Genomic DNA, 20,432 nt, shown 5'->3' with positions numbered 1-20,432 from the left:
GCCGATCGCCTAAACTGAATCGGTCCGTTCGGATCCGACCCACCTTCACACGCAGCGAGGCAAGCCATGACCGCGAGCCAGCCGGCACGCATGGATCTCCCTGGGCAAGTCGTGCTCGTGCTCCAGGGCGGTGGCGCACTGGGCGCGTTCCAGCTCGGCGTCTTTCAGGCGATGGACGAAGCCGGTATCCGGCCCGACTGGGTGGTCGGGACGTCGATCGGCGCGATCAACGCGGCGCTGATCGCCGGGAACCCGCCCGGGCTGCGCTACGAGAAACTGTCGGGGTTCTGGCGCCGCGTGACCGAACGGACCCGTTTCGACACCGCGCCGCTGTTGCCCGGCTGGGACCGGACGCTGGCCGAGCTGATGATCATCGGCGGCGGCATCGCGGGATTCTTCCAGCCCAATCCGGCATCGTGGCTCGGCCCGATGGTCCGCCTCGGCGTCGATCGCGCGTCGTATTACCGGATCGCGCCGCTGCGCGACACGCTCATGTCGCTGATCGATCCCGACCTGCTGAACGCGGGCCACCCGCGCCTGACCGTCAGCGCGGTCAATGCGTGCACCGGCACGATGCGCTATTTCGATTCGCGCGACACGCGGCTCGGAATCGAGCACATCATGAGTTCGGGCGCACTGCCGCCCGCGTTCCCGGCAATCCGGATCGACGGCGAACCGTACTGGGATGGCGGCGTGTATTCGAACACGCCGGTCGAAGTCGTGCTCGACGACAACCCGCGCCGCAGCTCGATCATCTTCTCCGTCCAGATGTGGAACCCGGCCGGCCCCGAGCCCGAGAGCATCTGGCAGGTGTCGGAGCGGCAGAAGGACATCCAGTATGCGAGCCGCACCGACAGCCACATCGCGCGCCAGCAGCAGATCCACCGGCTGCGCCACGTGATCCGCGAACTGGCCCGCCACGTGCCGGAAGCCGAACGCGCATCGCCGGCCGTGCGCCGGCTCGCCGCGTGGGGATGCGAAACCACGATGCACCTGATCAAGCTCGCGGCGCCGCGGCTCGCCGGCGACAATCAGCTGAAGGACATCGATTTCACGCCGGACGGCATCGCCGCCCGCCGGCAGGCCGGCTACGAAGCGGCACAACGCGCCATCGCGGCACGTCCGTGGGATACGCCGACGGACCCGATGGAAGGCCTGGCGGTATTCGACGCAAGCGCGCCGCCCATCCCGGAAAACCCGGCATGACACGCAGCCCTGCAACAGCAGGCCGAAAGCACGGCAGCGTGCGCAGCGTGTCGAAATAATCGTCGAGGATCGTGACGTTCAGGGGGCGATCCTGGCAACGCCGTCGTCCTGAACCGGGAATGCTTCGCCGGGAAATGAATTTATCTTGCCGATTCCCGCGTTGTTCTGACCGATCAGTTTTCACCATACGCGGACTTCGCGCGGGCGCTCACTGCCGTGCCGCTCGCATGTCCGGCGCCGTACCGGCAACGACCGGACACGATGGCGGCAACGCCTGCCCGAACAGCACGGCCAGCCCGCAAGCGGACGTGAACATGCCGAGACCGTCATGCCCGACGCCCGGCACTTCGACGACCTGCTGCGCGAGATCGTCAGGATGACGCTTCTTCAGGTAGTCGAAATATGCGAGCCCGCGCGCGAGCCGGTACGGGCCTTGCGCCATCGCCGCGCACGAGCGATCGATGAAGTGGGTGTACGGGTTCGTGTCGGCCTGGCCGAGCAGGTACACGACATGACGCGCGACATAGCGAGTTTCAAGATCGCGCACGTCCTGCGACGCGACATAAGGCGGCGCCGACTTCAGCCCGTATTTCCACTCCGTCGCGCTAGGGCAGGTTCCGCCGGCGATCGCCTGGCCATCCGGCCGTTCGTCGTCGAAATACAGGTAGCTCGACGGGTTCGCGACCACATAGCGCACCGCGATGCCGGCCCGCTCCAGCGCATCGCCTTCGTGCCCGGCCACCGCATAGCGCTGCAGCAACTGCGCGCCGGCGGAATGACCGATCACCACCACGCTCGACAACGCGGGATACAGGTTGCGGTCGGCGAAATGCGCGAGCAATGCGTCGAGCGCCTTGAACGAACTGATCGGCCCCGGCTGACGCGCCGCTTCACCGCCTTTCCATCCTTCCTGCGTCCACGCCAGCGTGTGCGCCGGCAACGAAAACGCGCGCGTATCGGCACGCGTCAGGAACTGCGGCGCGACGACCATCGTGCCCTTCCCGGCCGCTCCGGCCTTCTCGACGACCTCGAGCCCCGATGCATAGTACGCGTCGGCGTTGCGAAGCGTGCCGTGAATCACGACGAAGACGCGGGTGATATCCGGCGCGGCGTGGTCGAGCGGAGGGTCGGCATAGACAGGCAACACCGCGCTGCCCTGCGGCGTATCGACGGCCAAACGCTGGCTGGCGACGGCCTTGACCGGCGCCTCGAGGCGTTCGCGTTGCGTGGGCGTAGCGGCTTCGGCCGGACGCGCGCCGCCCGGCACGCCGAGCACGGCACACGCGGCCGCGAGCGAAACGGCAGATGACAGGGTTCGTGCTGCCGGCAGCACGCGCGAGAACCGAAGGCTGGCGAAGGCGACGGAAATGAGTGACATGGCGACGGATCGAGTGGCGGGTATGACTTTAACGGCGATGGTCGCAGAATCCGTCGCACGCCGCCGGACTGTTGCGGGAAGCGGGTCAGTCCGCCGGGTCCGCGCCGCGTTCGGCGTCGACGCAGGCGTTGCCCGAAGCACGCTGCATCCGTTGCACGATCGCGTCCAGTTCGCCGATATGCGCGGCCACCGCCTGCTTGCCCGCTCGTGCCCATCCATCGAACGATGTCATCCCGCTCACTGCGCCGACGAACGCCATGCCAGCCCGCTCGGCCGCCTGCGCGTCCACCGCATGATCGCCGACGTAGATCGCCGAGCAAGCCGGCAGGCCAAGTCGCGCCAGTGCCTGCACAAGCCCCTCGGGATCGGGCTTGTGACGCTGCACGTCTTCCCCGCCGATCAGCACGTCGACGAGCGACTGCAAACCGTTGCGCTCGATAATCGCCTCGATCCGGTAACGAAACTTGGACGACACGATCGCGACGGCGAGCCCTTGCTCTCGCAACCGGGCAAGCAGCGGCGGCACTTCGGGATAGATCCGGGTGCCGGGCACCATGATCTCGTCGGCGCGCGCCACGAAGCGACGCGCGAATGCATCGGCCCGCGCCGGTTCGGTTTCGCCCGTCAGCGTGCGAAACATCTCCTGCAGCGGCAGCCCGATCACGGCGCCGATCTGCGCCGGCGTCGCGCCGGCTGCGCCAAGCTGATCCAACGCGTACTCGGTGCACTCGACGATCGCGGCGGACGAATCCGCCAGCGTCAGATCGAAATCGAAGATGACGGCTCGAACAGGCATGAAAGGTCTCCGCAAACAAAAATGGCTCGCGCACGATGCGCGAACCGGCAGGAGGTTGCGATGCGCACTGGCGTGTCGATCGATCAGCGATCCTGACCGGATTGCGCGCGATCTGCCGCGTCGAGCCCGTCCGGGTCGCGCTTCGCCCATTGTTTCGCCCACCCCAGCAACGGCTGCAGCGCCGCCTCGAGCCGCCGGCCTTCGGCGGTCATGCAGTAGCCGCCCTCGCCATGCTCGACGAGGCCCGATGCCTTGAGCTCGGTCAGGCGCGTGTTGAGCAGGCGAGCGTTCGTGTCGCAGGCTTCCTGCAGTGCACGGAAAGTGAGCGGCGCGCCGCGCAGCTCCCAAAGGATGCGCAGTGTCGTGCGTCGCCCGAGCAGATCCAGCACGACCATGATGGGTCGCCCTGTCTTCGATCCGCGAACGCGCTGTCCGATCTTGGGTGTGGTCATGCTGTACTTTTTAAAGCAAACGCCGCGTGACGTCAACGAATCGTCGCGATGTGGGCGCGCATGCCGCATTGCAAAGCCGACGCCCTGCCCTTTTTACATTGCTTTACTTTTTAAAGCATGCCGCCTACGCTGCTGGCGTGGCCATCGGCAAATTCGTGCATGCACTCGCACCGGCCACGTGCACGAGCACGAAGGAGTTCACATGGCTCAGCGTATCGCATGCGCAGTGCCGCCATTCGCCCCCGACATCGCCGCATCGATCGACCGGATCATGCGGGGCCGCCCGCCGTTGCGCCTCTTCACCACGCTGGCGCGCGACGCGCGCCTGTTCACGAAGTTCTTCGCCGCCAGCCTGCTGGACGAAGGCCACCTCGACATCCGGCAACGCGAGATCGTCATCGACCGCACCTCCGCGCTTTGCCGGTCCGAATACGAATGGGGTGTGCATGTCTCCGTGTTCTCGGCGGCCGCCGGGTTGACCAGCGAGCAGATTCGCTCGCTGGCCCTCGGCTCGTCCGACGACGCATGCTGGAGCGACGAGGACCGTTTGCTGATCCGGCTGTGCGACACGCTGCATCGGCATTGCGACATCGACGACGACCTGTGGCACGCGCTGCGCCCGCATTTCCGCGACGAGGCGCTGCTCGAATTGCTGATGCTCGCAGGCTTCTACCGGACCGTCAGCTACCTCGCGAACGGGCTGCGCCTGTCGCCGGAAGCAGGCGCCGCACGATTTCCGCAACGTTCGGGCTCGTGCTCGGCGGCCCGATCGCGCGCTACCTGACCCGCAAGCTAAAAACGCCCGGCCTCGAAGCACCGCATACGCCCCAAGAGCGCGCCAGCGATACGTGCGGCTTCGAGCATCCCAAGGAACAGCAGTCGATGACGCCGACCGCGTTCATCAAAACGCTCGCGCTGTTCGCGATCGCGCTGTCCGGCGGCACCGCGATCGAGTCGCTGATCCGCGGCACAGCATTCGAGTTGCCGACCCTCGTGCTGCTCGTTGCGCAAACCGCTCTGATGGTCGTCTACGCGATCTTCGTGACGTTCCGCTTGGTGGGCTCGAACTACGACGCCGCCGTGCTCGCGGCCGGCCATTGCGGTTTCGGGCTCGGCGCGACTCCGACCGCAATCGCGAACATGCAGGCCGTCACCGCGCGCTTCAGCGCCATCGCACGTGGCCTTCCTGATCGTGCCGATGGTTAGCGCGTTTTTCATCGAAATCGCGAACGCGCTCGTGATCAAGCTGTTCCTCGCGCTGCCGATCTACGGGTAATGTAGGCATCCATAATTGATGCTAGCCATGCATTCGTGCGCTTCCGCCATAGACCATGCAGGACGCCTCCGGTTTTCCATGTTATTGGCCGCGGCCTTGTGAAGGCCCGTGTCAACTCCCCTGCAGCGCCGCCCTCCTTGTGACGCGTTGTGTGACATCCGGTTTCAGCGGACAATCTCGCCGTAGTGATAAGGTTCCATCTCATTACCAGGCCGTTCGGCGATGTCTGCAAACAACCCCGCGCGACATCGAGTGGCCGTTGCGGATCAGTGCGAAAGGCGCTTCGCGACCCACCGCAGCCGCTCGAGTCTCGACGGCCAATGTCTGCTTGACAAGCGATTGCGGTCGTTCGCCGCCGAGAGATGAATTTTGTCACGAGGCGAGATCGCAGACTATCGGCAAACGGCCGCTTTACGGTGTACCAAGCGTCATGACCGGCAAGGCGCGTGCAGCCGCTCCAAACACTCAGCCGAAGCTGATACCAGACGTTGCGGTCGACGTCGATTCGTTGGACATCCTGGAAGTGCTTTCCTGCTCTGCAAAAAAGACGGGTTCGAAGTGGCGGGCGACCCAAAAAGCGTGTTTGCGCATTTTGATTCGGGCACTCGTACTTTACCGCAGTTGAAAGGAGCGTGCGATGCCGAGACCCTCGAGCCCACAGCCGCCGGAGAACGGGTTGCGCGCAGCGCACGTGGCTGGTCAAGAGAGCGTGGTCAACCCAGCGATGCTCATCGCCCATGAGACCGCCATGAGTCGGGAGTGAGCTTCCTCAAGCACTCGCGAATCGATTCTTGCATGCTAAATCGAAACGTATCTGTTCAGCTCCCGGACGTTGCCCCTTGTGAGAGCAGCTTCAGTCGTTCAGGATGTCCCGCGCCTTGGCAATTACAGGCGCGTCGACCATCTTGCCGTCGACACTAATCGCTGAACCGTCGCTGCCTTTTATCGCAGACATAACTCGCTGTGCCCATTCCACTTCCTCCGGAGCCGGGCGGAAAGCCGCGTAGACGTGCTCTAACTGCTTTGGATGGATGCACAGTTTGCCTCGGAACCCAAGGTTACGGGCCCGGATGGTGTCCAGTCGAAGCAGCTCGGGGTCGTCAATAACTGCGGTGACTCCGTCAACGGGAGGCGCGATGCCAGCGATTCGCGAGGCTAATGTAAGTTGTGAGCGGAAGTAAACAAGTTCATCACCGTCGCCTTGGATGCCAGTGTCGACTTGGAAATCAATTGTTCCGAACATTAGGCGCTCGACCTTCGGCGTTCGCGCTAACGTGACGAGGTCGGCGAACGCCGCAGCAGTCTCGATAAGTGGCAACAGCGCGATATTGTCGTCGACTTCCTTTGACAGTTCGGAAAGGGCAGCGGCGCGTTCTGCCTTCGGAACGACAATGCCGCGGAGGTTCAACATCCCACGCAAAGCTGCAGCGTCTTCCTGATACCACGGCGTATCGGCAGCGTTCACGCGCACATATGCGTGGCCTCCTTTTTTCAGCCAGGACGCAACGGCGTCACGCGCCTGTGACTTCGCAGCAGGAGCTACTGCATCCTCGAGGTCAAGAATGACGGCGTCGGCGCCCGCCGCGCACGCCTTGTCGAATCTTTCGGGGCAGTTGCCGGGCACGAAAAGATAGGTTTTAGGAAACATGGAATTTAACTCAAAGAAGGTCTATCGTCAGAGCTGACCCAAGACTTTTTTAGCTTCATGGTCAGGTACCGAAGAGAGAGCGGTATGGCGACGTAGTCAAAAGCAGTTCGAGTGCGTCGGCTCGTTCGCAACGCGGAGCGCGCACATGAGCCGACGCAGTGGGCTGGCCTACCCCGTCAATGAGCTGCCTTTGCAAGACGGTCGGATACAGAACCTTGCTCCAAGGTCTTTTGCCTTCCAAGATAGAAAGCAGCGCATGCGCTAATCAACGACATCAACGCGAGGAAGGCAGCGACTGCATACGCCGAGTGATAAGTCTGGAACAGCCAGAGGGAAATCATGGGAGCGGGTCCGCCGGCGATGATGGAGGCACCCTGATAGCCGAGCGACGCTCCGCTGTATCGAATACGTGCAGGGAACGACTCTGCAATGAAGGCGGCCTGCGAGCCGTAAAGCGCCGCATGAATCACCATGATAATGACCGTGCCCGCCACTACCGCAAAAGGAATCTTGGTGTTCAACAGGGCGAAGTACGGGAATGCGAACAGCATCATGCAGATTGCGGCAGACATATAGGTCTTCCGGCGACCGATACGGTCGGCCAGATGTCCGAAGTACGGCAAAGCAAAGCACGCCACAACAGCCGCAATCAACACCGCGTTCAGAATGAACTCTTTTCCGAGCCCAAGGTTCTTGGAGCCGTACAACATGGCGAACGAGGTGAGTATATAGAACGCAGCCTGCTCGCCGGGACGGACCAGAGCGGAAAGCAGAATCGCTTTCCACTCGGTCCTGATGGCTTCACTAATCGGGCTCTTCGTGCGGTCAACCGCCTTGTTTGCCTCAACAAAATCTTTCGTCTCCGGCACGCCCATGCGGACCACCAGTCCGAAGACCAGAAGTGCACCACTCGCGAAGAACGGCATGCGCCAGCCGAAGTCCATGAGCGAGTCGGCTCTCCAGCGGCTACACATGCTCCAGACGAGTACGGAGATAACCAGCCCAAGAGGAACACCAACGTTTGGCAGCGACGCCATGAAGCCACGGCGCTTTCCTTGATGACTCTCCATCGAGAGAAGAACGGCGCCACCCCATTCCCCGCCTACACCAATCCCTTGGAAGAATCGGAGGACAACAAGAAGCCAGCCCGCCGCGGGGCCTATCTGGTGCGCGGTAGGCAGCAAGCCGACGAGCAAGGTGGCAACGCCCATCAGGGTAAGCGTAGCGACAAGCGTTGATTTGCGGCCAACACGGTCACCCATGTATCCGAAGATGGCTCCGCCAAGTGGGCGCGATAGAAAGCCCACGAAAATCGTCGCGAACGATTCCATGAGACCTTCTGAGCCACCGTGTGCGAAGAAGAGCTTCGGGAAGATGAGCGCCGCTGCAGTGCCATAGATGAAAAAGTCATACCACTCAATCGTGGTGCCGATGACACTGGCGATTGCTGCGCGGCGCTCGACGCGCTTCGAGTCTGTCGAGAGGGTCGAGGCGTTTGCCTGACCGAGAGGGGATTTGGGGTGCATCGTTGTCTCCAATCTTTAGAAATTCGTCGAAGCTAGCGAGTGCGTTTAGAACGACGCCTCTGCGCGCATTGAGACGGCGCCGCCGGGCAAGCTCACCCAAACTACGAGTTGGTCACCGTCTTTCGCGGCGTTGAACCGCAGTTCGTTACCCAGAATCGAGGGCTGAAGACCTCGATAACTAAAGCGCTTCAAACGGTGTCCACTGACTTCTTCGGCAAACCCCGCGAGCATGGTTGCATTCAGCGGCCCATGAATGACGAGGTTCGGATAGCCCTCGACATCGCGGCAATAGTCCGCGTCGTAATGAATGCGGTGGCCGTTGAACGTAAGCGCTGAGTAGCGGAACAGCATCGTCGAATCCGGCTTCAGCGCACGCGTTTTTTGCGGCTGAGGCATGTCCGTCGTTGCTGATGTTGCGCCGCCCCTAGATGCTTCTTTGTAGACAATGTCGTGATGTTCAGTGACCAAGACCTTGCCGTCATGAACGACTTCATGCAGGACCGTTACGAAAACGAGTTCTCCGCTTCGCCCTTGCTTATGCTCGACCGACGCGATGCTGGAGCGCTTTTCAATTTCTACGCCCAACGGAAGGTCTCCATGGAACTCGAGCCTCCCGCCAGCCCACATCCGGTTGGGCAGCGACACCGGCGGCAAAAAGCCGCCCCGCGCCGGGTGGCCGTCACGACCAAGTCCGGAAGACGGCTCTCCGTTCAAGAAATAGAGCCAATGCCAAAGTGGAGGCAACGGTGCGCCATCTACAAAATCGGATTGCGGAATACCGAGTGTCGCGGCCATAAGTCGCGCTTGACGTGCAGACAGGACATCGCGGTCAGACTGGCTTTTACCAATCCACTCGCAGAGATGCGAAATGTCGACAGCGCTCATACGAGTGCTCCTTCTTGTTTCGCCGCGAACTCGGAACGGATGCGCTCGGTGTGCTCTCCCAACTTCGGTGCAGCTTGAAATTGCTGGCTGTCCCATGGTGCGCGAACAGCCGGCGCAATCATCTGCAACTCTTCGCCTTCGACCGTCATCGGCCATTTTCGCAAGGCTGGATGTTCCGCCATCTGGGCAACGGAGCGAACTTGTCCGTACGCGGTGTTTGCGGTCGCCAATCGTTCGAGTGCTTCGCTCGACTTGACCTTGGCAAAGGCTTCTGCAATCACGTGGTCAAGTGCTTCACGGTTGGCCACTCGATTTGTGTTGGATGAGAAGCGTGACTCGTCGGCCACCTCCGGCTGCTGGAGGAACGCCGAGCAGAACTGTCGCCATTCCCGCTCGTTCTGGATGCTGATTACGATTTCGTCACCGTTCTTCGTCCTGAAAGCCCCATACGGCGCGATGGACGGGTGCTTCAGACCCTGACGCGTCGGTGCTCCTTTTCCGTAGACTTGGTGAACGTATGGAATCGTCATCCAGTCTGCCGCGCCGTCAAACAGTGAGACCGAGACGCCCGAACCCTTGCCTGTATTTGAACGGAGGGCGAGCGCAGAAAGCACTGCAATCGTAGCGTTCATTCCGGCGCCAATGTCGCAAATGGAGACGCCGATACGTCCGCACGCATCCGGAGCGCCGGTGATTCCGGCCAGACCACTCTCACACTGCACGAGGAGGTCGTAAGCCTTGAGATTGCTGGCCGCGTTATTGGTCCCGTAACCGCTGATGTCGCAGGTAATCAGGCGCGGATGCAGGCTACGCAGCGCGGCACTGCCGAACCCCGCCCGGTCCAAGGCGCCCGGCGCGAGGTTCTGAACGAATATATCGGCCTCGGCAATGAGTCGATGCAACAGTGCTGCGTCGTCCGCCTTCTTGAAATCCAGAACAACCGATTCTTTGCCGCGATTTGTCCAGACAAAATAGGACGATTGACCGTTGGCGGCGGCATCGTAGCCGCGCGCGAAATCGCCCTCTGCCCGCTCAATCTTAATGACGCGTGCGCCCATTTCTGCGAGACGCCCCGTACATAGCGGCGCCGCGAGCGCCTGTTCGATACACACGACAACTATGCCGGCGAGCGGCTTCGAGGAAAGTGCTTGATTGACTGATGCCATCATCAGTGCCTCCTGGACTTATGTTGATGGCAACCAGTATCGGAAAATGCATCCGCAAACTACAGCGAGTTTTCTCGAACCGAGCATTCGACTAATTCGAAATCGTGCAGCGCAGCAATCGCGCTACGCCCTGAATTTTTTGGAGCTTATGCTATAAATATCTGGTCATATTCGATAAAGACGAACGCATGAGCTTTGACCTGACCGACCTTAAAGTCATCGTCGCGGTTGCAGAAGAAGGCAATGTTTCGCGGGGCGCGGAACGGTGCCACCTCGCGCCGTCGTCAGCTAGTCTTCGAATCAGGAATCTCGAGGAAACAGTCGGGGTGACGCTTTTGAGCCGACATCCAAGAGGCGTTGCCTTAACTGCGGCGGGCCAGGTCCTTGTCGAGCACGCCAAACGCTGTCTTGCTCAAATTGACCAGATGCGCTCGGACCTGCTTCCATATACTCAGGGGATGACCGGGCACGTCACCGTTTTCGCGAACAACAATGCAATCAGTTCTCACCTGCCCGAAGACCTCGCTCGATTCTTCGCTGCGTTCCCCAGTGTGCGTATCACATTGGAGGAGCGGATGAGTCACGACATCGTCGGCGCCGTTGCGGCTGGTCGAGCAGACGTTGGGGTTGTTGCGTTGGAGTCTGAGCATCCGGCATTGCGGTTTGTCCCGTATAAGCAAGACCAACTCGTTCTGCTAGCCCCTGTCACTCACCCTTTGGCAGGGCAAAGTCATGTCAGCTTTAAAGAGTGCCTCGGCCAGCCGTTCATCAGCCTGCAATCGGGCGCCGCATTGCACACCTTTTTGGTGAACCATGCCAGTGCCCTCGACGGTCAGCTGGATGTGCGTGTTCAGGTTTCGGGTTACCGTGCGATAGCTCGGCTTGTGTCCTCAGGTGCTGGAATTGGCATCGTCCCCCGGACTGCGATTGAGCCATCAGACGAAGGAAAGGTAACGGTAATTGAGTTGGTTGAGGCGTGGTCTCAGCGCAATCTACACGTTTGCGTTCTGCGCAATCCGACCGAAAAGAATCTGTACCGAGACGAACTCGTGGATATGCTGTGTAGCTCACCAGTTTGACCGCGAGCATACGAACTGCCGGGCCTTACTGGCGGAGAGCGAATATGACGGACGGCTGCCCGTTTCGTCTTCGATGGTCACAAACATTACCCCCTTCGCGGTCCCAGGTCGCTGACGGACGGTGACCACCCCGCAGCCGCGCGCGAGCCGGCCGTTGGGGTAGGCGAAAGTCAGCACCCAGCTGCGGATTCAACCGGTCGATGCAACAGATTGATGGAACCGCTGGGCGGGCGTGTCAAAGTTTAGCGTCTTACGCGGACGCTCGTTGAGACGCCTCGCTACAGCGTCGAGTTGGGCTTGGGAATAGGCAGAGAGGTCGGTACCTTTCGGGAAGTACTGCCTCAGCAGTCCGTTCATGTTTTCATTCGAGCCGCGTTGCCACGGATTCTGCGGATCGCAGAAATAGACCTGGATCTTGGTCGCCACGGTAAAGCGTTTGTGATCAGCCATTTCCGTGCCCCTGTCCCAGGTCAGCGATTTATATAGTTCCCGAGGTAACTTGCTGGCGTGTCGTATCAGCGCGTTGACCACAGCCTCGGAATCCTTGCCGGCTACTTTTACCAGCATCACGTATCGACTCTGACGTTCGACAAGAGTCGCAATCTGGCTGGTAGCGTTGCCAAACAGCAAGTCCCCTTCCCAGTGCCCGGGTATCGCGCGATCCTCCGCCGTCGCGGGGCGTTCACTGATCGATACAGCGTCGCGAATGTTCGTGCGGTCTTCGGTTTTCAATGTGTGATGGCGAGACCGGCGCATCGCTCGAGAGCGTCGCAAGTGTTCAAGCAATTCCTTTTTCAGGGCACCGCGAGCTTGAATATAGAGGCTCCGATAGATCGTCTCGTGTGACACCAGATGGTCCTTGTTGACGGCATACGCATGCTTGAGCCAACCAGAAATCTGCTCAGGGGACCACTGCAGCTTCAGCTTTGCAGCGACAACTCGCGCCAGCGTCTGGTTGCTCACTAATTTGCAAATCTTCGGGCGACGTGCCCGATCCCAGGCGAGCTCATCCGCCCGGCTCGCTCGATAACCTTGGCTGCCTCCGTTGCGCTGCAGCTCGCGGCTGATCGTGGAAGGAGCACGTCCCAGCTTGGCCGCGATAGACCGAATCGATAATCCGCTCACCAGGCAGCGAGAGATTTCCTCGCGTTCCGCGAGCGTCAATGTCTGCGGTGCGCGATGTCTTTGCGGTGGCTCGATGCCGCCGGCCTCTGACAGGATCCGCTGTATCGAAGAGTGGCCCCGATCGAACAGTTTGGCAATTTGATGAATCGTTTCACCTTTGCGCCAGCGGTCCCACATGAGTGCTTTCTGACTCTCAGAATAGTAGATCCTCGGCCTCTGCTTCATTTGCAACACCTCCACTGCTTGCGCAGATTCTAGTGTGTTGCATCGACCGGTTGAATCCGCAGCCTATAACAGCCGCTCACACTTCGTCTTTTAATGACGGTTCATGGCCGGCAGCCGCCGGTCGTGATCTCCGGCAACTGGCCGAACGGCGAACTTCGAGCGGTCCCGTCTGGCCCGCTGGTAAACTCAGGCAACCCCACCACGCAATGGCCGGAGAGCGCGTTGACCGATCTCGTCACACTGCAGGCCCCCATCGACTACGAAATCGCGAATTCGCTGATCATTGCGACGCCGGAAGCATGGCGGACCGCTGACATGATCGTAACGCGTGCTGGCGAGTGGGACCGCCTCGAAATAGCGATCACGAACCCGGACGGAATGATGGACATTGTCCTGCCAACGAAAGAGATCGTTTCTGCCCTTCAGCAATTGGTTGACTTGCATCGCGGACAGAGCGTGGTTTGGGTAAAAGCCGTGTACTCAGTAGCAGTGAGCGAGTCTGCACAATGGCGCTCCCCTGCATCCTTCGAGTACGCGACACGAGCCGGCGTTACGGCCTAGACCGGCGGCAGTAGCGGTCACTCGCCATCGCCAACTACTGGCCGAGAGCAACCGGACGCAGTCGGCTCCCGATGTCCCGCAACACTGTTTTCCCAGCATAGATGACTGAGCTTGAGGCAGAGAGCGTCCCGTTTGAACTCAGCGCTTCGACCGGCCCGGCGGGGCGTCGAGAATCGGTCTAGAAATCAAAATGTTACCGCCGGAAGGCTTGGTCCACTACGCGAGTTGACAAATTTAATGCGGACGTAGGCGAATTGACGACATTATTTTGGTGGAAACGTCAATAAAGTCGTCAATTCGCGTGCTGGGAGCCTTGATACACGAGGATTCTGGAGTGACAGAATTATTTTGCTCTACGAGACCGCCGCCAGACTCCTGACCGAGGTTGCTCGTAAAGCGATCGTTTCGGCTGCACACCTAGCAGCCTAAACAGGCCTTGCGCCGGTCAGACGACTATCCGGTTCATCGATACGCGGCGAGCATCAGTCCAGACGCGGCAACAAGGTACACGCGCGCCTTGTTCCTCTCCGCCTCCGCCGCCGTACGGGACCCAGTCTCAAGGGCCTATTGCTAGCGCAAGGTCCAGCAAGATAAGCGCCATAACCAGGCACTCATCGCGCTGGGACGGCGACGCCGCGACGTCCTGTCCACCATGGCTGCGCTATACCAACCCAAGTCAGGCCCTAACCCTTGTCGAGCGTCATACGGGGCCGCTCGCGGCGAATGTTGATGTTGCCATGGAATTGCCGAGCCGAGACCGAACGGCGCGTCTATGCGGCCAATGTCGTCGCCTAGGACGAAATTCTCGCTGGGTCAACGCAACCGCCAAATCGATGAAAGCGCGTCAAACCAACGCCTCACGTACATAGCTCAGGCTGTAGTTTGGACCACGGTGTTCAATCTGACGCTTTCATCGAGGGGATAGACTGGCCGCACGAGTCGCCCGTAGCGGAACAGTCCGTAGTCCGAACCCGTCACGCCGCGGCTGTCGCACTCGACCAGCGCGGCCGCGATCGGCACGAACACCGGCCGGCAATACATCCGCGACTTCAGCAGCAGGAAGCGCGCGCGGCGCGGATCGACACCGACGCTCTCGAACACGCCGAGATCCCAGGGCTCCTGCGTACGCTCGCTGATGACGAGCGTGGCCGCGCCGATGTCGAGCACGGCCGTGCGGCCCATGTATGCGCGCTGGCCCGTGTACGTCGGCCCCGTGATCACGTATTCGCCGTCGGTCAGCGCGCGCACGACGCCGGTCGCGCGGAACGGCTCGCGCCGCACGCCGCCGTGCGACGGCAGGCGGTTGCCGACCGGTACCGTGACGGTCGCGCCGACACCCGCGTCGATCAGCGCCGCGACGGCCTGCGGGTCGCACAGCGGCCCGCTGACGATGCCGTCGAGCCCATGCTCGAGCGCGGCCTCGAGCAGGTCCATCGTGTCGCACGGGCCGCCCGACATGCAGTTGTCGCCGTGATCGAGCATCAGCACGGGGCGATCCGCGCCGCGCGCGAGCGCCGCAGCCTGCGCAACCGATTCGGCGAGCGGCGCGCTGCGATAGACGAAATCGTCGCGCTCGTCCCAGATCTGCCGTGCGATGCGCTCGGCCACCGCGTCAGCCGCGGCCCGGTCGCCATCGGCCACCACGACGACGCTGATGCACGGCGCGGGAATGTCCGCGAGCGAGAAGCCGGGCAGCACCGAGACGGCGAGCATCCCGTCGGCCTCGGCCGCGCGCGCGGCCTCCACCGCGCGCCGCATCGCGCCCTCCGCGCTCGCGCTGCGCAGCGTCGAGGTCATCAGCGGCGGCTGCCGCCACGCGAGCACGGGCCGCACGCGGCCGTGCAACTGGTCGAGCAGCACGCGTGCCGCATGCTCGCCGGTCTCGACCATGTCGACGTGCGGGTAGGTCTTGAAACTGACGATCACGTCCGCGTGATCGATCATCTTCTGCGTGACGTTCGCGTGCAGGTCGAGCGCGACCGCGATCGGTGCGCCGGGCAGCGCCGCGCGCACGCGCGCGAGCAGGTCACCCTCGCCGTCCACGCTCTGCTCGGCGACCATCGCGCCGTGCAGGTCGAGCATCACCGCATCGCAGCCGGGCGCTGCCGCGACGATCGCGTCGCAGATCGCCGCATACGCGTCGGCCGCGACGGGCCCGCTCGGGTTCGCGGCCGCCGACACCGGCGTCACGATTTCAGCGCCCTCACGCTCGGCCGCATCGATGAACGCGGCCATCGCGGTGCGCATCCCGCGGTTCGCGCGATACGCGTCGTCGCCCCAGTCGGGGCCGGTGCGGCCGAACGCGGCAAGCGGCGTCGGCACCGGCGAGAACGTGTTGGTCTCGTGGTTCATCCGGGCGATCAGGATTTTCATCGCGCGCAGCCCTCCGCGATCCCGGCGGCACCGAGCATCGCGTGCAGCAACACGTTGCAGCCGGCCTCCAGATGCGCGGGATCGGCATCCTCGATCTCGTTGTGGCTGATCCCGTCCTTGCACGGCACGAAGATCATCGCGGTCGGCGCGACGCGCGCGAGATACACGGCGTCGTGGCCCGCCCCGCTGATCACGTTCATCGACGACAGCCCGAGCGCACTCGCGCCTGCACGAACCTGCTCGACCAGCGTCGCGTCGAACGGCTGCGGCGCGAAGTACACGACCTGCTCGACGTCGATCGGCATGCCGGCCGATGCGCCCAGGTCGGTGCAGGCAGCACGCAGCTCGGCATCCATCGCCGCAAGCGTCGCATCGTCGGCCGCGCGCATGTCGACGGTCAGCGTCACGCGGCCCGGAATCACGTTGCGCGAATTCGGGTGCACGTCGACCCAGCCGACCGTGCCGCGTCCATGCGGCGGATGCGCGCACGCGATGTCGTTCACCTTGCGCACGAGATCGGACGCGACGAGCAGCGCGTCACGCCGCAGCGCCATCGGCGTCGGGCCCGCATGCGCCTCCATCCCGTGCACGGTCACGTCATACCAGCGCTGCCCGAGCGCGCCCTCGACCACACCGATCGTCGTGTCATGTGCCTCCAGGACCGGCCCCTGCTCGATATGCGCTTCGAAATACGCGCCGACCGGATGCGCATCGCGCCCGTCGTTCGCATCGCCCGCATAGCCGATCGCGGCCAGCGCGTCGCGCACCGACACACCGTCGCGGTCGCACTGCGCGAGCGCATGGTCGAGCGTGAACGCGCCCGCGAACACGCCGGAGCCCATCATCACGGGCACGAAGCGCGAGCCTTCCTCGTTGGTCCATACCGCGACCTCGAGCGGCGCGCGCGTGCGCACACCCGCGTGGTCGAGCGTACGCAGCACCTCGAGGCCCGCGAGCACGCCGTAGTTGCCGTCGAACTTGCCGCCGGTCGGCTGCGTGTCGATATGACTGCCCGTCGTCACGGGCGGCAGGTCGTCGCGTTCGCCCGCACGCCGCGCGAAGATGTTGCCGATCGCGTCGACACGCACCGTGCAGCCGATTTCCTTCGCCCACGCGGCGAACAGGTCGCGCGCCTCGCGATCGAGTTCGGTGAGCGCGAGGCGGCACACGCCCCCCTTGTCGGTCGCGCCGATCCGCGCGAGACGCATCAGGCTGTCCCACAGTCGCGCGCCGTCGACGCGCAAGCCGGACGCTGCGACGCCCGGTGTCGAATCCAGAATTTGCATCGATGGAATTCCTCGCAATGAAAGGGGCGGCGCTTACGCGACGCCGACGCCCAGATAACGGTCCTTTACCTCGTGATCGGCCATGAACGCAGCGTTGCTGCCTTCGTAGACGATCACGCCCTGTTCGATCACGAAGTGGCGGTCGGCGAGCTGCGTGCACACTTCGAGGTTCTGTTCGACGAGCAGGATCGCAACGCCGGCGGCCTTGATCTGCTTCAGTTGCTCGACGATCTCCTCGACGATCACCGGCGCGAGCCCTTCCACCGGCTCGTCGAGCATCAGCAGCCGCGGGTGGTTCATCAGCGCGCGGCCGATCGCGAGCATCTGCTGCTCGCCGCCCGACAACTGCGCGCCGCCGTTGCGGCGGCGCTCCTGCAGGCGCGGGAAGATCCGGTAGATGTCGTCGAGCTGCCACGGTGAATCGCGGCGCGCACCGAGCCGCAGGTTCTCCTCGACCGACAGCAGGCGGAAAATCCCGCGATGCTCCGGCACGAAGCACAGGCCGCGCGCGGCGATCCGGTGCGCGGGCTGTCCGGACACCGGCCGGCCCGCGAACGTCACCGTGCCGCCGGTCGGCGCGACGACGCCCGCGATCGTCTTGAGCGTCGTCGACTTGCCCGCGCCGTTGCGGCCGAGCAGCGTCACCGTCTCGCCTTCGTTCACGTTCAGCGAAATGCCTTGCAGGATGTGACTCTTGCCATAGCAGGCATGAACTTCCTTCACGTCGAGCATCATGCGCGGCCTCCCGTGATCATGTTGCCGAGATACGCGCTGCGCACGCGCTCGTCGCCGCGAATCGCATCCGGCTTGCCTTCGACCAGCACGCGGCCCTGCTGCATCACCGTGATGGTGTCGGAGATGTCCATCACGATCCCCATGTTGTGCTCGATCAGCACGACCGTGTAGTCGTCGCGCAGGCCACGGATCAGCGCCTTCATGTCGTCGAGATCGTCGATCCCCATGCCCGACGTCGGCTCGTCGAGAAAGATCGCGCGCGGCCGCGCCGCCAGCGCCATCCCGACCTCGAGCCGGCGCTGCTGGCCGTGCGACAGCACGCCGGCCGCCGTATCGGCGAAGCGCTGCAGGCCGAGCCGCTCGAGCACGTCGTCGATGATGCCGTCGTGCGCGAGCACACCGCGCGGCGGCGCCCACGGATTCAGCGCACGCCGCGATTCGACGCCTTGTGCGGCGACGCGTAGGTTCTCGCGCACGCTCAGGTTCGAAAACAGGCTCGTCACCTGGAACGAGCGCGCGATGCCGCGCCGCACGCGCTTGTGGTCGGGTTCGCGCGACACGTCGTGACCGTCAAACAGGATCGAACCCGCCGTGATCGGCAACGTGCCCGTCAGCGTATGGAACAGCGTCGTCTTGCCCGCACCGTTCGGCCCGATCACCGAATGCACGGTACGTGGCATGATCCGCAGATCGACACCACCCAGCGCCGTGAACTTGCCGTAGCGCTTGACGATGCCACGCGCCTCGAGAATCGCTTCGCTCATTGCCGCTCCCCGGTCGTCGCTGCCGTGCGTCCGCCACGCCGCAGCGACGCCACGACACGTTCACCCAATCCCCACAACCCGCGCTGCAAGAACAGGCTGACCGCGATCAGAACTAGGCCGAGCAGCAGCAGCCAGCGCGGCCACAGCGTCGACAGCCAGTCCGCGAACAGCACGTAGAACGCCGCGCCGAGCACCGACGCGAATAGGTTGCCCGTGCCGCCGATCACCGTCATCACGAGGATCATCTCGCTCGTGTGGTAGTCGATGTTCGACAACGGTGCGATGCCCGTCATCAACGCGTGCAGCGCACCGGCGAGGCCCGTGACGGCACCCGAGATTACGAACGCCGCGAGCTTGAAGCGCTTCACGTCGTAGCCGGCCGCGGCCGCGCGCGCCTCGTTGTCGCGGATCGCGAGCAGCGTGCGGCCAAACACCGAGCGCGACACGCGCAACAGCAGCCAGAACACCACGACGAACAGCACCGCGACGAAGCCGTAGTAGCGCCACGGCGAATCAAGCGGGACAAGCGGATGCCCGAATGCGGACAGCGCGGGGCGCGGGATATCGAGCAACCCGTTGTCGCCGCCCGTGACATCCGGCGTCGTATAGGCAAGGAAGTAGAACAGTTGCCCGAACGCGAGCGTCAGCATCACGAAGTAAGTGCCACGCTGCCGGATCGAGAACCAGCCGACGAGCGCGGCCGCGACGGCACCGAGCACGGTGGCTGCAACCAGCGCGGCGGTCACCGATGCGACGCCGTGCGTCAGCACCAGCCCCGCCGCATAGCTGCCGAGCCCGAAGAAGATGCCCTGCCCGAACGACAGCAGCCCCGTGTAGCCGAGCAGCAGGTTGCAGCCGAGCGCGGCGAGCGCGAACACGAGCACTTCGGTCGCGAGCGAACCCGAGTTCAGCACGATCGGCAGGATGCATGCAGCTGCCACGGCCAGCCAGCCTTCCGGTCGTTGCAGCACGGCGCGCCAGGACTGCGCCCGCCGCGGGGCCGCCGCGCCGGGCGGCAGCGATTTGGACGATTGAATCATGCTGCCCTCCCCAGCAAACCGTTCGGACGCAGCAGCAGCACGGCTGCCATCGCGACATAGATCATCAGCCGTGCCCCTTCCGGCCAAAGCGTGCTCATCAGGCTCTGCACGATGCCGACGAGCAGCCCGCCGACGAGCGCCCCGAGAAAATTCCCCATCCCGCCGACGACGACCACGACGAACGCGACGCCGAGCGCCTCGATGCCCATGAACGGATCGACGCCGCGAATCGGTGCGGCCAGGACGCCGGCAAGCGCCGCCGTCGCCGCGCCGAGCGCGAACACGAGGCTGAATACGCGTGTCACGTTGATGCCGAGCAGCGACACCATCTCCGACGATTCGCTGCCCGCGCGCACCGTACTGCCGAGCCGCGTGCCTTCGAGCACCCACCACAGCAATGCGGCGAGCACGGCCGTGAACCCGATCACGAACAACCGGTACTTCGGGTAGACGAAGCCGCCCCAGATCACCACACCGTTCAGCACGTCGGGCGGCGGCACGTTGTCGCCGAGCGGGCCCCAGGCGAGGATCGCGCATTCCTGCAGCACGAGCGCGAGCCCGACCGTCGCCAGGATGTGGAATTCATGCTGCTGCGCGTACACGTGACGCAGCACGAGCTTTTCGACGCCCCACGCGAACGCGCCGACGACGAGCGGCACGACCGCGAGCGCGACCCAGAAATTCGCCGACCATTGCAGCGCCTGATAGCAGAGATACGCGCCGAGCAGGTAGAACGCGCCGTGAGCGAAATTCACGAAGCGCAGCAGGCCGAATACGATCGACAGGCCGACGGCGAGCAGGAAATACAGCATGCCCACGCCGATGCCGTTGACGATCTGCAGCAGATAGACGTTCATGGCTTCCGTGTCAGAAAGGAAGGTAACGGACGCCCGCGGCGCACGACGGCCGGG

General features: G+C 63.3%; 18 protein-coding genes and 2 pseudogenes. 6 read left to right on the top strand and 14 right to left on the bottom strand.

What is annotated here, in order from left to right; translation table 11 throughout:
* The first annotated feature begins 66 nt into the window (after window positions 1-66).
* Window positions 67-1,206, top strand: a complete 1,140-nt coding sequence (locus ACPTTC_RS23220; protein ID WP_423394081.1) for a patatin-like phospholipase family protein — start codon at window positions 67-69, stop codon at window positions 1,204-1,206.
* A gap of 208 nt (window positions 1,207-1,414) precedes the next feature.
* Here ACPTTC_RS23220 and ACPTTC_RS23215 read toward each other — a convergent pair whose 3' ends face one another.
* The 3 genes from ACPTTC_RS23215 to ACPTTC_RS23205 all read right to left on the bottom strand — a co-directional run bounded on the left by ACPTTC_RS23215 (window position 1,415) and on the right by ACPTTC_RS23205 (window position 3,775).
* Complete coding sequence (locus ACPTTC_RS23215) at window positions 1,415-2,584, bottom strand: alpha/beta hydrolase (protein ID WP_423394080.1); 1,170 nt, start codon at window positions 2,582-2,584, stop codon at window positions 1,415-1,417.
* Between the two features lie 85 nt (window positions 2,585-2,669).
* A complete protein-coding gene (locus ACPTTC_RS23210; protein WP_423394079.1) occupies window positions 2,670-3,530 on the bottom strand; it encodes an HAD family hydrolase in 861 nt (286 codons plus the stop codon).
* Window positions 3,464-3,775 (bottom strand): winged helix-turn-helix transcriptional regulator, encoded by a 312-nt coding sequence (locus ACPTTC_RS23205; RefSeq protein ID WP_423394078.1) that lies wholly within the window; start codon window positions 3,773-3,775, stop codon window positions 3,464-3,466. The genes ACPTTC_RS23210 and ACPTTC_RS23205 overlap by 67 nt, the downstream gene beginning before the upstream one ends.
* A 259-nt stretch (window positions 3,776-4,034) precedes the next feature.
* On the opposite strand from ACPTTC_RS23205, the gene ACPTTC_RS23200 reads away from it, so the two are divergent.
* Together ACPTTC_RS23200 and ACPTTC_RS23195 are read left to right on the top strand one after the other, a co-directional pair.
* Complete coding sequence (locus tag ACPTTC_RS23200) at window positions 4,035-4,616, top strand: carboxymuconolactone decarboxylase family protein (protein WP_423394077.1); 582 nt, start codon at window positions 4,035-4,037, stop codon at window positions 4,614-4,616.
* Window positions 4,571-5,108 (top strand): annotated as a pseudogene (locus ACPTTC_RS23195) (sodium/glutamate symporter); the annotation flags it as partial. The gene ACPTTC_RS23200 and the pseudogene ACPTTC_RS23195, both read left to right, overlap by 46 nt.
* 853 nt (window positions 5,109-5,961) lie before the next feature.
* Here ACPTTC_RS23195 and ACPTTC_RS23190 read toward each other — a convergent pair.
* From ACPTTC_RS23190 to ACPTTC_RS23175, 4 genes are all read right to left on the bottom strand, one after another.
* Window positions 5,962-6,756 carry an HpcH/HpaI aldolase/citrate lyase family protein gene (locus ACPTTC_RS23190; RefSeq protein WP_423394076.1) on the bottom strand — a complete coding sequence of 265 codons (795 nt, stop codon included), beginning with the start codon at window positions 6,754-6,756 and terminating at the stop codon, window positions 5,962-5,964.
* A 176-nt stretch (window positions 6,757-6,932) separates the two neighbouring features.
* Window positions 6,933-8,282: an MFS transporter gene (locus ACPTTC_RS23185; RefSeq protein WP_423394075.1), complete on the bottom strand. Its 1,350-nt coding sequence runs from the start codon at window positions 8,280-8,282 to the stop codon at window positions 6,933-6,935.
* A 45-nt stretch (window positions 8,283-8,327) separates the two neighbouring features.
* Window positions 8,328-9,167: an FAS1-like dehydratase domain-containing protein gene (locus ACPTTC_RS23180; protein ID WP_423394074.1), complete on the bottom strand. Its 840-nt coding sequence runs from the start codon at window positions 9,165-9,167 to the stop codon at window positions 8,328-8,330.
* Window positions 9,164-10,336, bottom strand: coding sequence for a CaiB/BaiF CoA transferase family protein (locus ACPTTC_RS23175; RefSeq protein ID WP_423394073.1), 1,173 nt, complete (start codon window positions 10,334-10,336; stop codon window positions 9,164-9,166). The genes ACPTTC_RS23180 and ACPTTC_RS23175 overlap by 4 nt, the downstream gene beginning before the upstream one ends.
* Before the next feature lie 185 nt (window positions 10,337-10,521).
* Here ACPTTC_RS23175 and ACPTTC_RS23170 point away from each other — a divergent pair, with 185 nt between their 5' ends.
* Window positions 10,522-11,412 carry a LysR family transcriptional regulator gene (locus ACPTTC_RS23170; RefSeq protein WP_423394072.1) on the top strand — a complete coding sequence of 297 codons (891 nt, stop codon included), beginning with the start codon at window positions 10,522-10,524 and terminating at the stop codon, window positions 11,410-11,412.
* Window positions 11,413-11,601: 189 nt separating this feature from the next.
* Here the strand turns inward: ACPTTC_RS23170 and ACPTTC_RS23165 are convergent, their stop codons facing one another.
* Entirely contained in the window at window positions 11,602-12,762 is a 1,161-nt protein-coding gene (locus ACPTTC_RS23165; protein ID WP_175978805.1) for an IS30 family transposase, read from the bottom strand.
* A 222-nt stretch (window positions 12,763-12,984) separates the two neighbouring features.
* Between ACPTTC_RS23165 and ACPTTC_RS23160 the strand changes: the two genes are divergently transcribed.
* Complete coding sequence (locus ACPTTC_RS23160) at window positions 12,985-13,323, top strand: hypothetical protein (protein ID WP_423394071.1); 339 nt, start codon at window positions 12,985-12,987, stop codon at window positions 13,321-13,323.
* Between the two features lie 360 nt (window positions 13,324-13,683).
* Window positions 13,684-14,053 (top strand): annotated as a pseudogene (locus ACPTTC_RS23155) (transposase); the annotation flags it as partial.
* A gap of 140 nt (window positions 14,054-14,193) precedes the next feature.
* Here the strand turns inward: ACPTTC_RS23155 and ACPTTC_RS23150 are convergent.
* Genes ACPTTC_RS23150 through ACPTTC_RS23125 form a run of 6 tightly spaced genes read right to left on the bottom strand, consistent with a single transcriptional unit; the run spans window position 14,194 to window position 20,378 of the window.
* Window positions 14,194-15,696 carry a M81 family metallopeptidase gene (locus ACPTTC_RS23150; protein ID WP_423394070.1) on the bottom strand — a complete coding sequence of 501 codons (1,503 nt, stop codon included), beginning with the start codon at window positions 15,694-15,696 and terminating at the stop codon, window positions 14,194-14,196.
* Window positions 15,693-16,982: a Zn-dependent hydrolase gene (locus ACPTTC_RS23145; protein ID WP_423394069.1), complete on the bottom strand. Its 1,290-nt coding sequence runs from the start codon at window positions 16,980-16,982 to the stop codon at window positions 15,693-15,695. The genes ACPTTC_RS23150 and ACPTTC_RS23145 overlap by 4 nt, the downstream gene beginning before the upstream one ends.
* 33 nt (window positions 16,983-17,015) lie before the next feature.
* Window positions 17,016-17,717, bottom strand: a complete 702-nt coding sequence (locus tag ACPTTC_RS23140; protein WP_423394068.1) for an ABC transporter ATP-binding protein — start codon at window positions 17,715-17,717, stop codon at window positions 17,016-17,018.
* A complete protein-coding gene (locus tag ACPTTC_RS23135) occupies window positions 17,714-18,481 on the bottom strand; it encodes an ABC transporter ATP-binding protein (RefSeq protein ID WP_423394067.1) in 768 nt (255 codons plus the stop codon). Before ACPTTC_RS23135 ends, ACPTTC_RS23140 begins: the two co-directional genes overlap by 4 nt.
* Window positions 18,478-19,521: a branched-chain amino acid ABC transporter permease gene (locus ACPTTC_RS23130; RefSeq protein WP_423394066.1), complete on the bottom strand. Its 1,044-nt coding sequence runs from the start codon at window positions 19,519-19,521 to the stop codon at window positions 18,478-18,480. Before ACPTTC_RS23130 ends, ACPTTC_RS23135 begins: the two co-directional genes overlap by 4 nt.
* Complete coding sequence (locus ACPTTC_RS23125; RefSeq protein ID WP_423394065.1) at window positions 19,518-20,378, bottom strand: branched-chain amino acid ABC transporter permease; 861 nt, start codon at window positions 20,376-20,378, stop codon at window positions 19,518-19,520. Before ACPTTC_RS23125 ends, ACPTTC_RS23130 begins: the two co-directional genes overlap by 4 nt.
* Window positions 20,379-20,432: the final 54 nt, after the last annotated feature.

This window comes from Burkholderia mycopellens, assembly GCF_964265025.1.
Classification (GTDB): domain Bacteria; phylum Pseudomonadota; class Gammaproteobacteria; order Burkholderiales; family Burkholderiaceae; genus Burkholderia.
The sequence above is the reverse complement of the archived record's forward strand: the minus strand, read 5'-3'. Positions and strand labels throughout refer to the sequence as shown.

What these genes read in the sequence shown, in the direction of transcription:
- ACPTTC_RS23210 (WP_423394079.1), bottom strand. Translation starts at nt 3,530, where the DNA reads ATGGGCGAAGCGCGACCCGGACGGGCTCGACGCGGCAGATCGCGCGCA.
- ACPTTC_RS23190 (WP_423394076.1), bottom strand. Translation starts at nt 6,756, where the DNA reads ATGTTTCCTAAAACCTATCTTTTCGTGCCCGGCAACTGCCCCGAAAGA.
- ACPTTC_RS23215 (WP_423394080.1), bottom strand. Translation starts at nt 2,584, where the DNA reads ATGTCACTCATTTCCGTCGCCTTCGCCAGCCTTCGGTTCTCGCGCGTG.
- ACPTTC_RS23150 (WP_423394070.1), bottom strand. Translation starts at nt 15,696, where the DNA reads ATGAAAATCCTGATCGCCCGGATGAACCACGAGACCAACACGTTCTCG.
- ACPTTC_RS23165 (WP_175978805.1), bottom strand. Translation starts at nt 12,762, where the DNA reads ATGAAGCAGAGGCCGAGGATCTACTATTCTGAGAGTCAGAAAGCACTC.
- ACPTTC_RS23220 (WP_423394081.1), top strand. Translation starts at nt 67, where the DNA reads ATGACCGCGAGCCAGCCGGCACGCATGGATCTCCCTGGGCAAGTCGTG.
- ACPTTC_RS23200 (WP_423394077.1), top strand. Translation starts at nt 4,035, where the DNA reads ATGGCTCAGCGTATCGCATGCGCAGTGCCGCCATTCGCCCCCGACATC.
- ACPTTC_RS23145 (WP_423394069.1), bottom strand. Translation starts at nt 16,982, where the DNA reads ATGCAAATTCTGGATTCGACACCGGGCGTCGCAGCGTCCGGCTTGCGC.
- ACPTTC_RS23185 (WP_423394075.1), bottom strand. Translation starts at nt 8,282, where the DNA reads ATGCACCCCAAATCCCCTCTCGGTCAGGCAAACGCCTCGACCCTCTCG.
- ACPTTC_RS23170 (WP_423394072.1), top strand. Translation starts at nt 10,522, where the DNA reads ATGAGCTTTGACCTGACCGACCTTAAAGTCATCGTCGCGGTTGCAGAA.
- ACPTTC_RS23125 (WP_423394065.1), bottom strand. Translation starts at nt 20,378, where the DNA reads ATGAACGTCTATCTGCTGCAGATCGTCAACGGCATCGGCGTGGGCATG.
- ACPTTC_RS23180 (WP_423394074.1), bottom strand. Translation starts at nt 9,167, where the DNA reads ATGAGCGCTGTCGACATTTCGCATCTCTGCGAGTGGATTGGTAAAAGC.
- ACPTTC_RS23135 (WP_423394067.1), bottom strand. Translation starts at nt 18,481, where the DNA reads ATGAGCGAAGCGATTCTCGAGGCGCGTGGCATCGTCAAGCGCTACGGC.
- ACPTTC_RS23130 (WP_423394066.1), bottom strand. Translation starts at nt 19,521, where the DNA reads ATGATTCAATCGTCCAAATCGCTGCCGCCCGGCGCGGCGGCCCCGCGG.
- ACPTTC_RS23140 (WP_423394068.1), bottom strand. Translation starts at nt 17,717, where the DNA reads ATGATGCTCGACGTGAAGGAAGTTCATGCCTGCTATGGCAAGAGTCAC.
- ACPTTC_RS23205 (WP_423394078.1), bottom strand. Translation starts at nt 3,775, where the DNA reads ATGGTCGTGCTGGATCTGCTCGGGCGACGCACGACACTGCGCATCCTT.
- ACPTTC_RS23175 (WP_423394073.1), bottom strand. Translation starts at nt 10,336, where the DNA reads ATGATGGCATCAGTCAATCAAGCACTTTCCTCGAAGCCGCTCGCCGGC.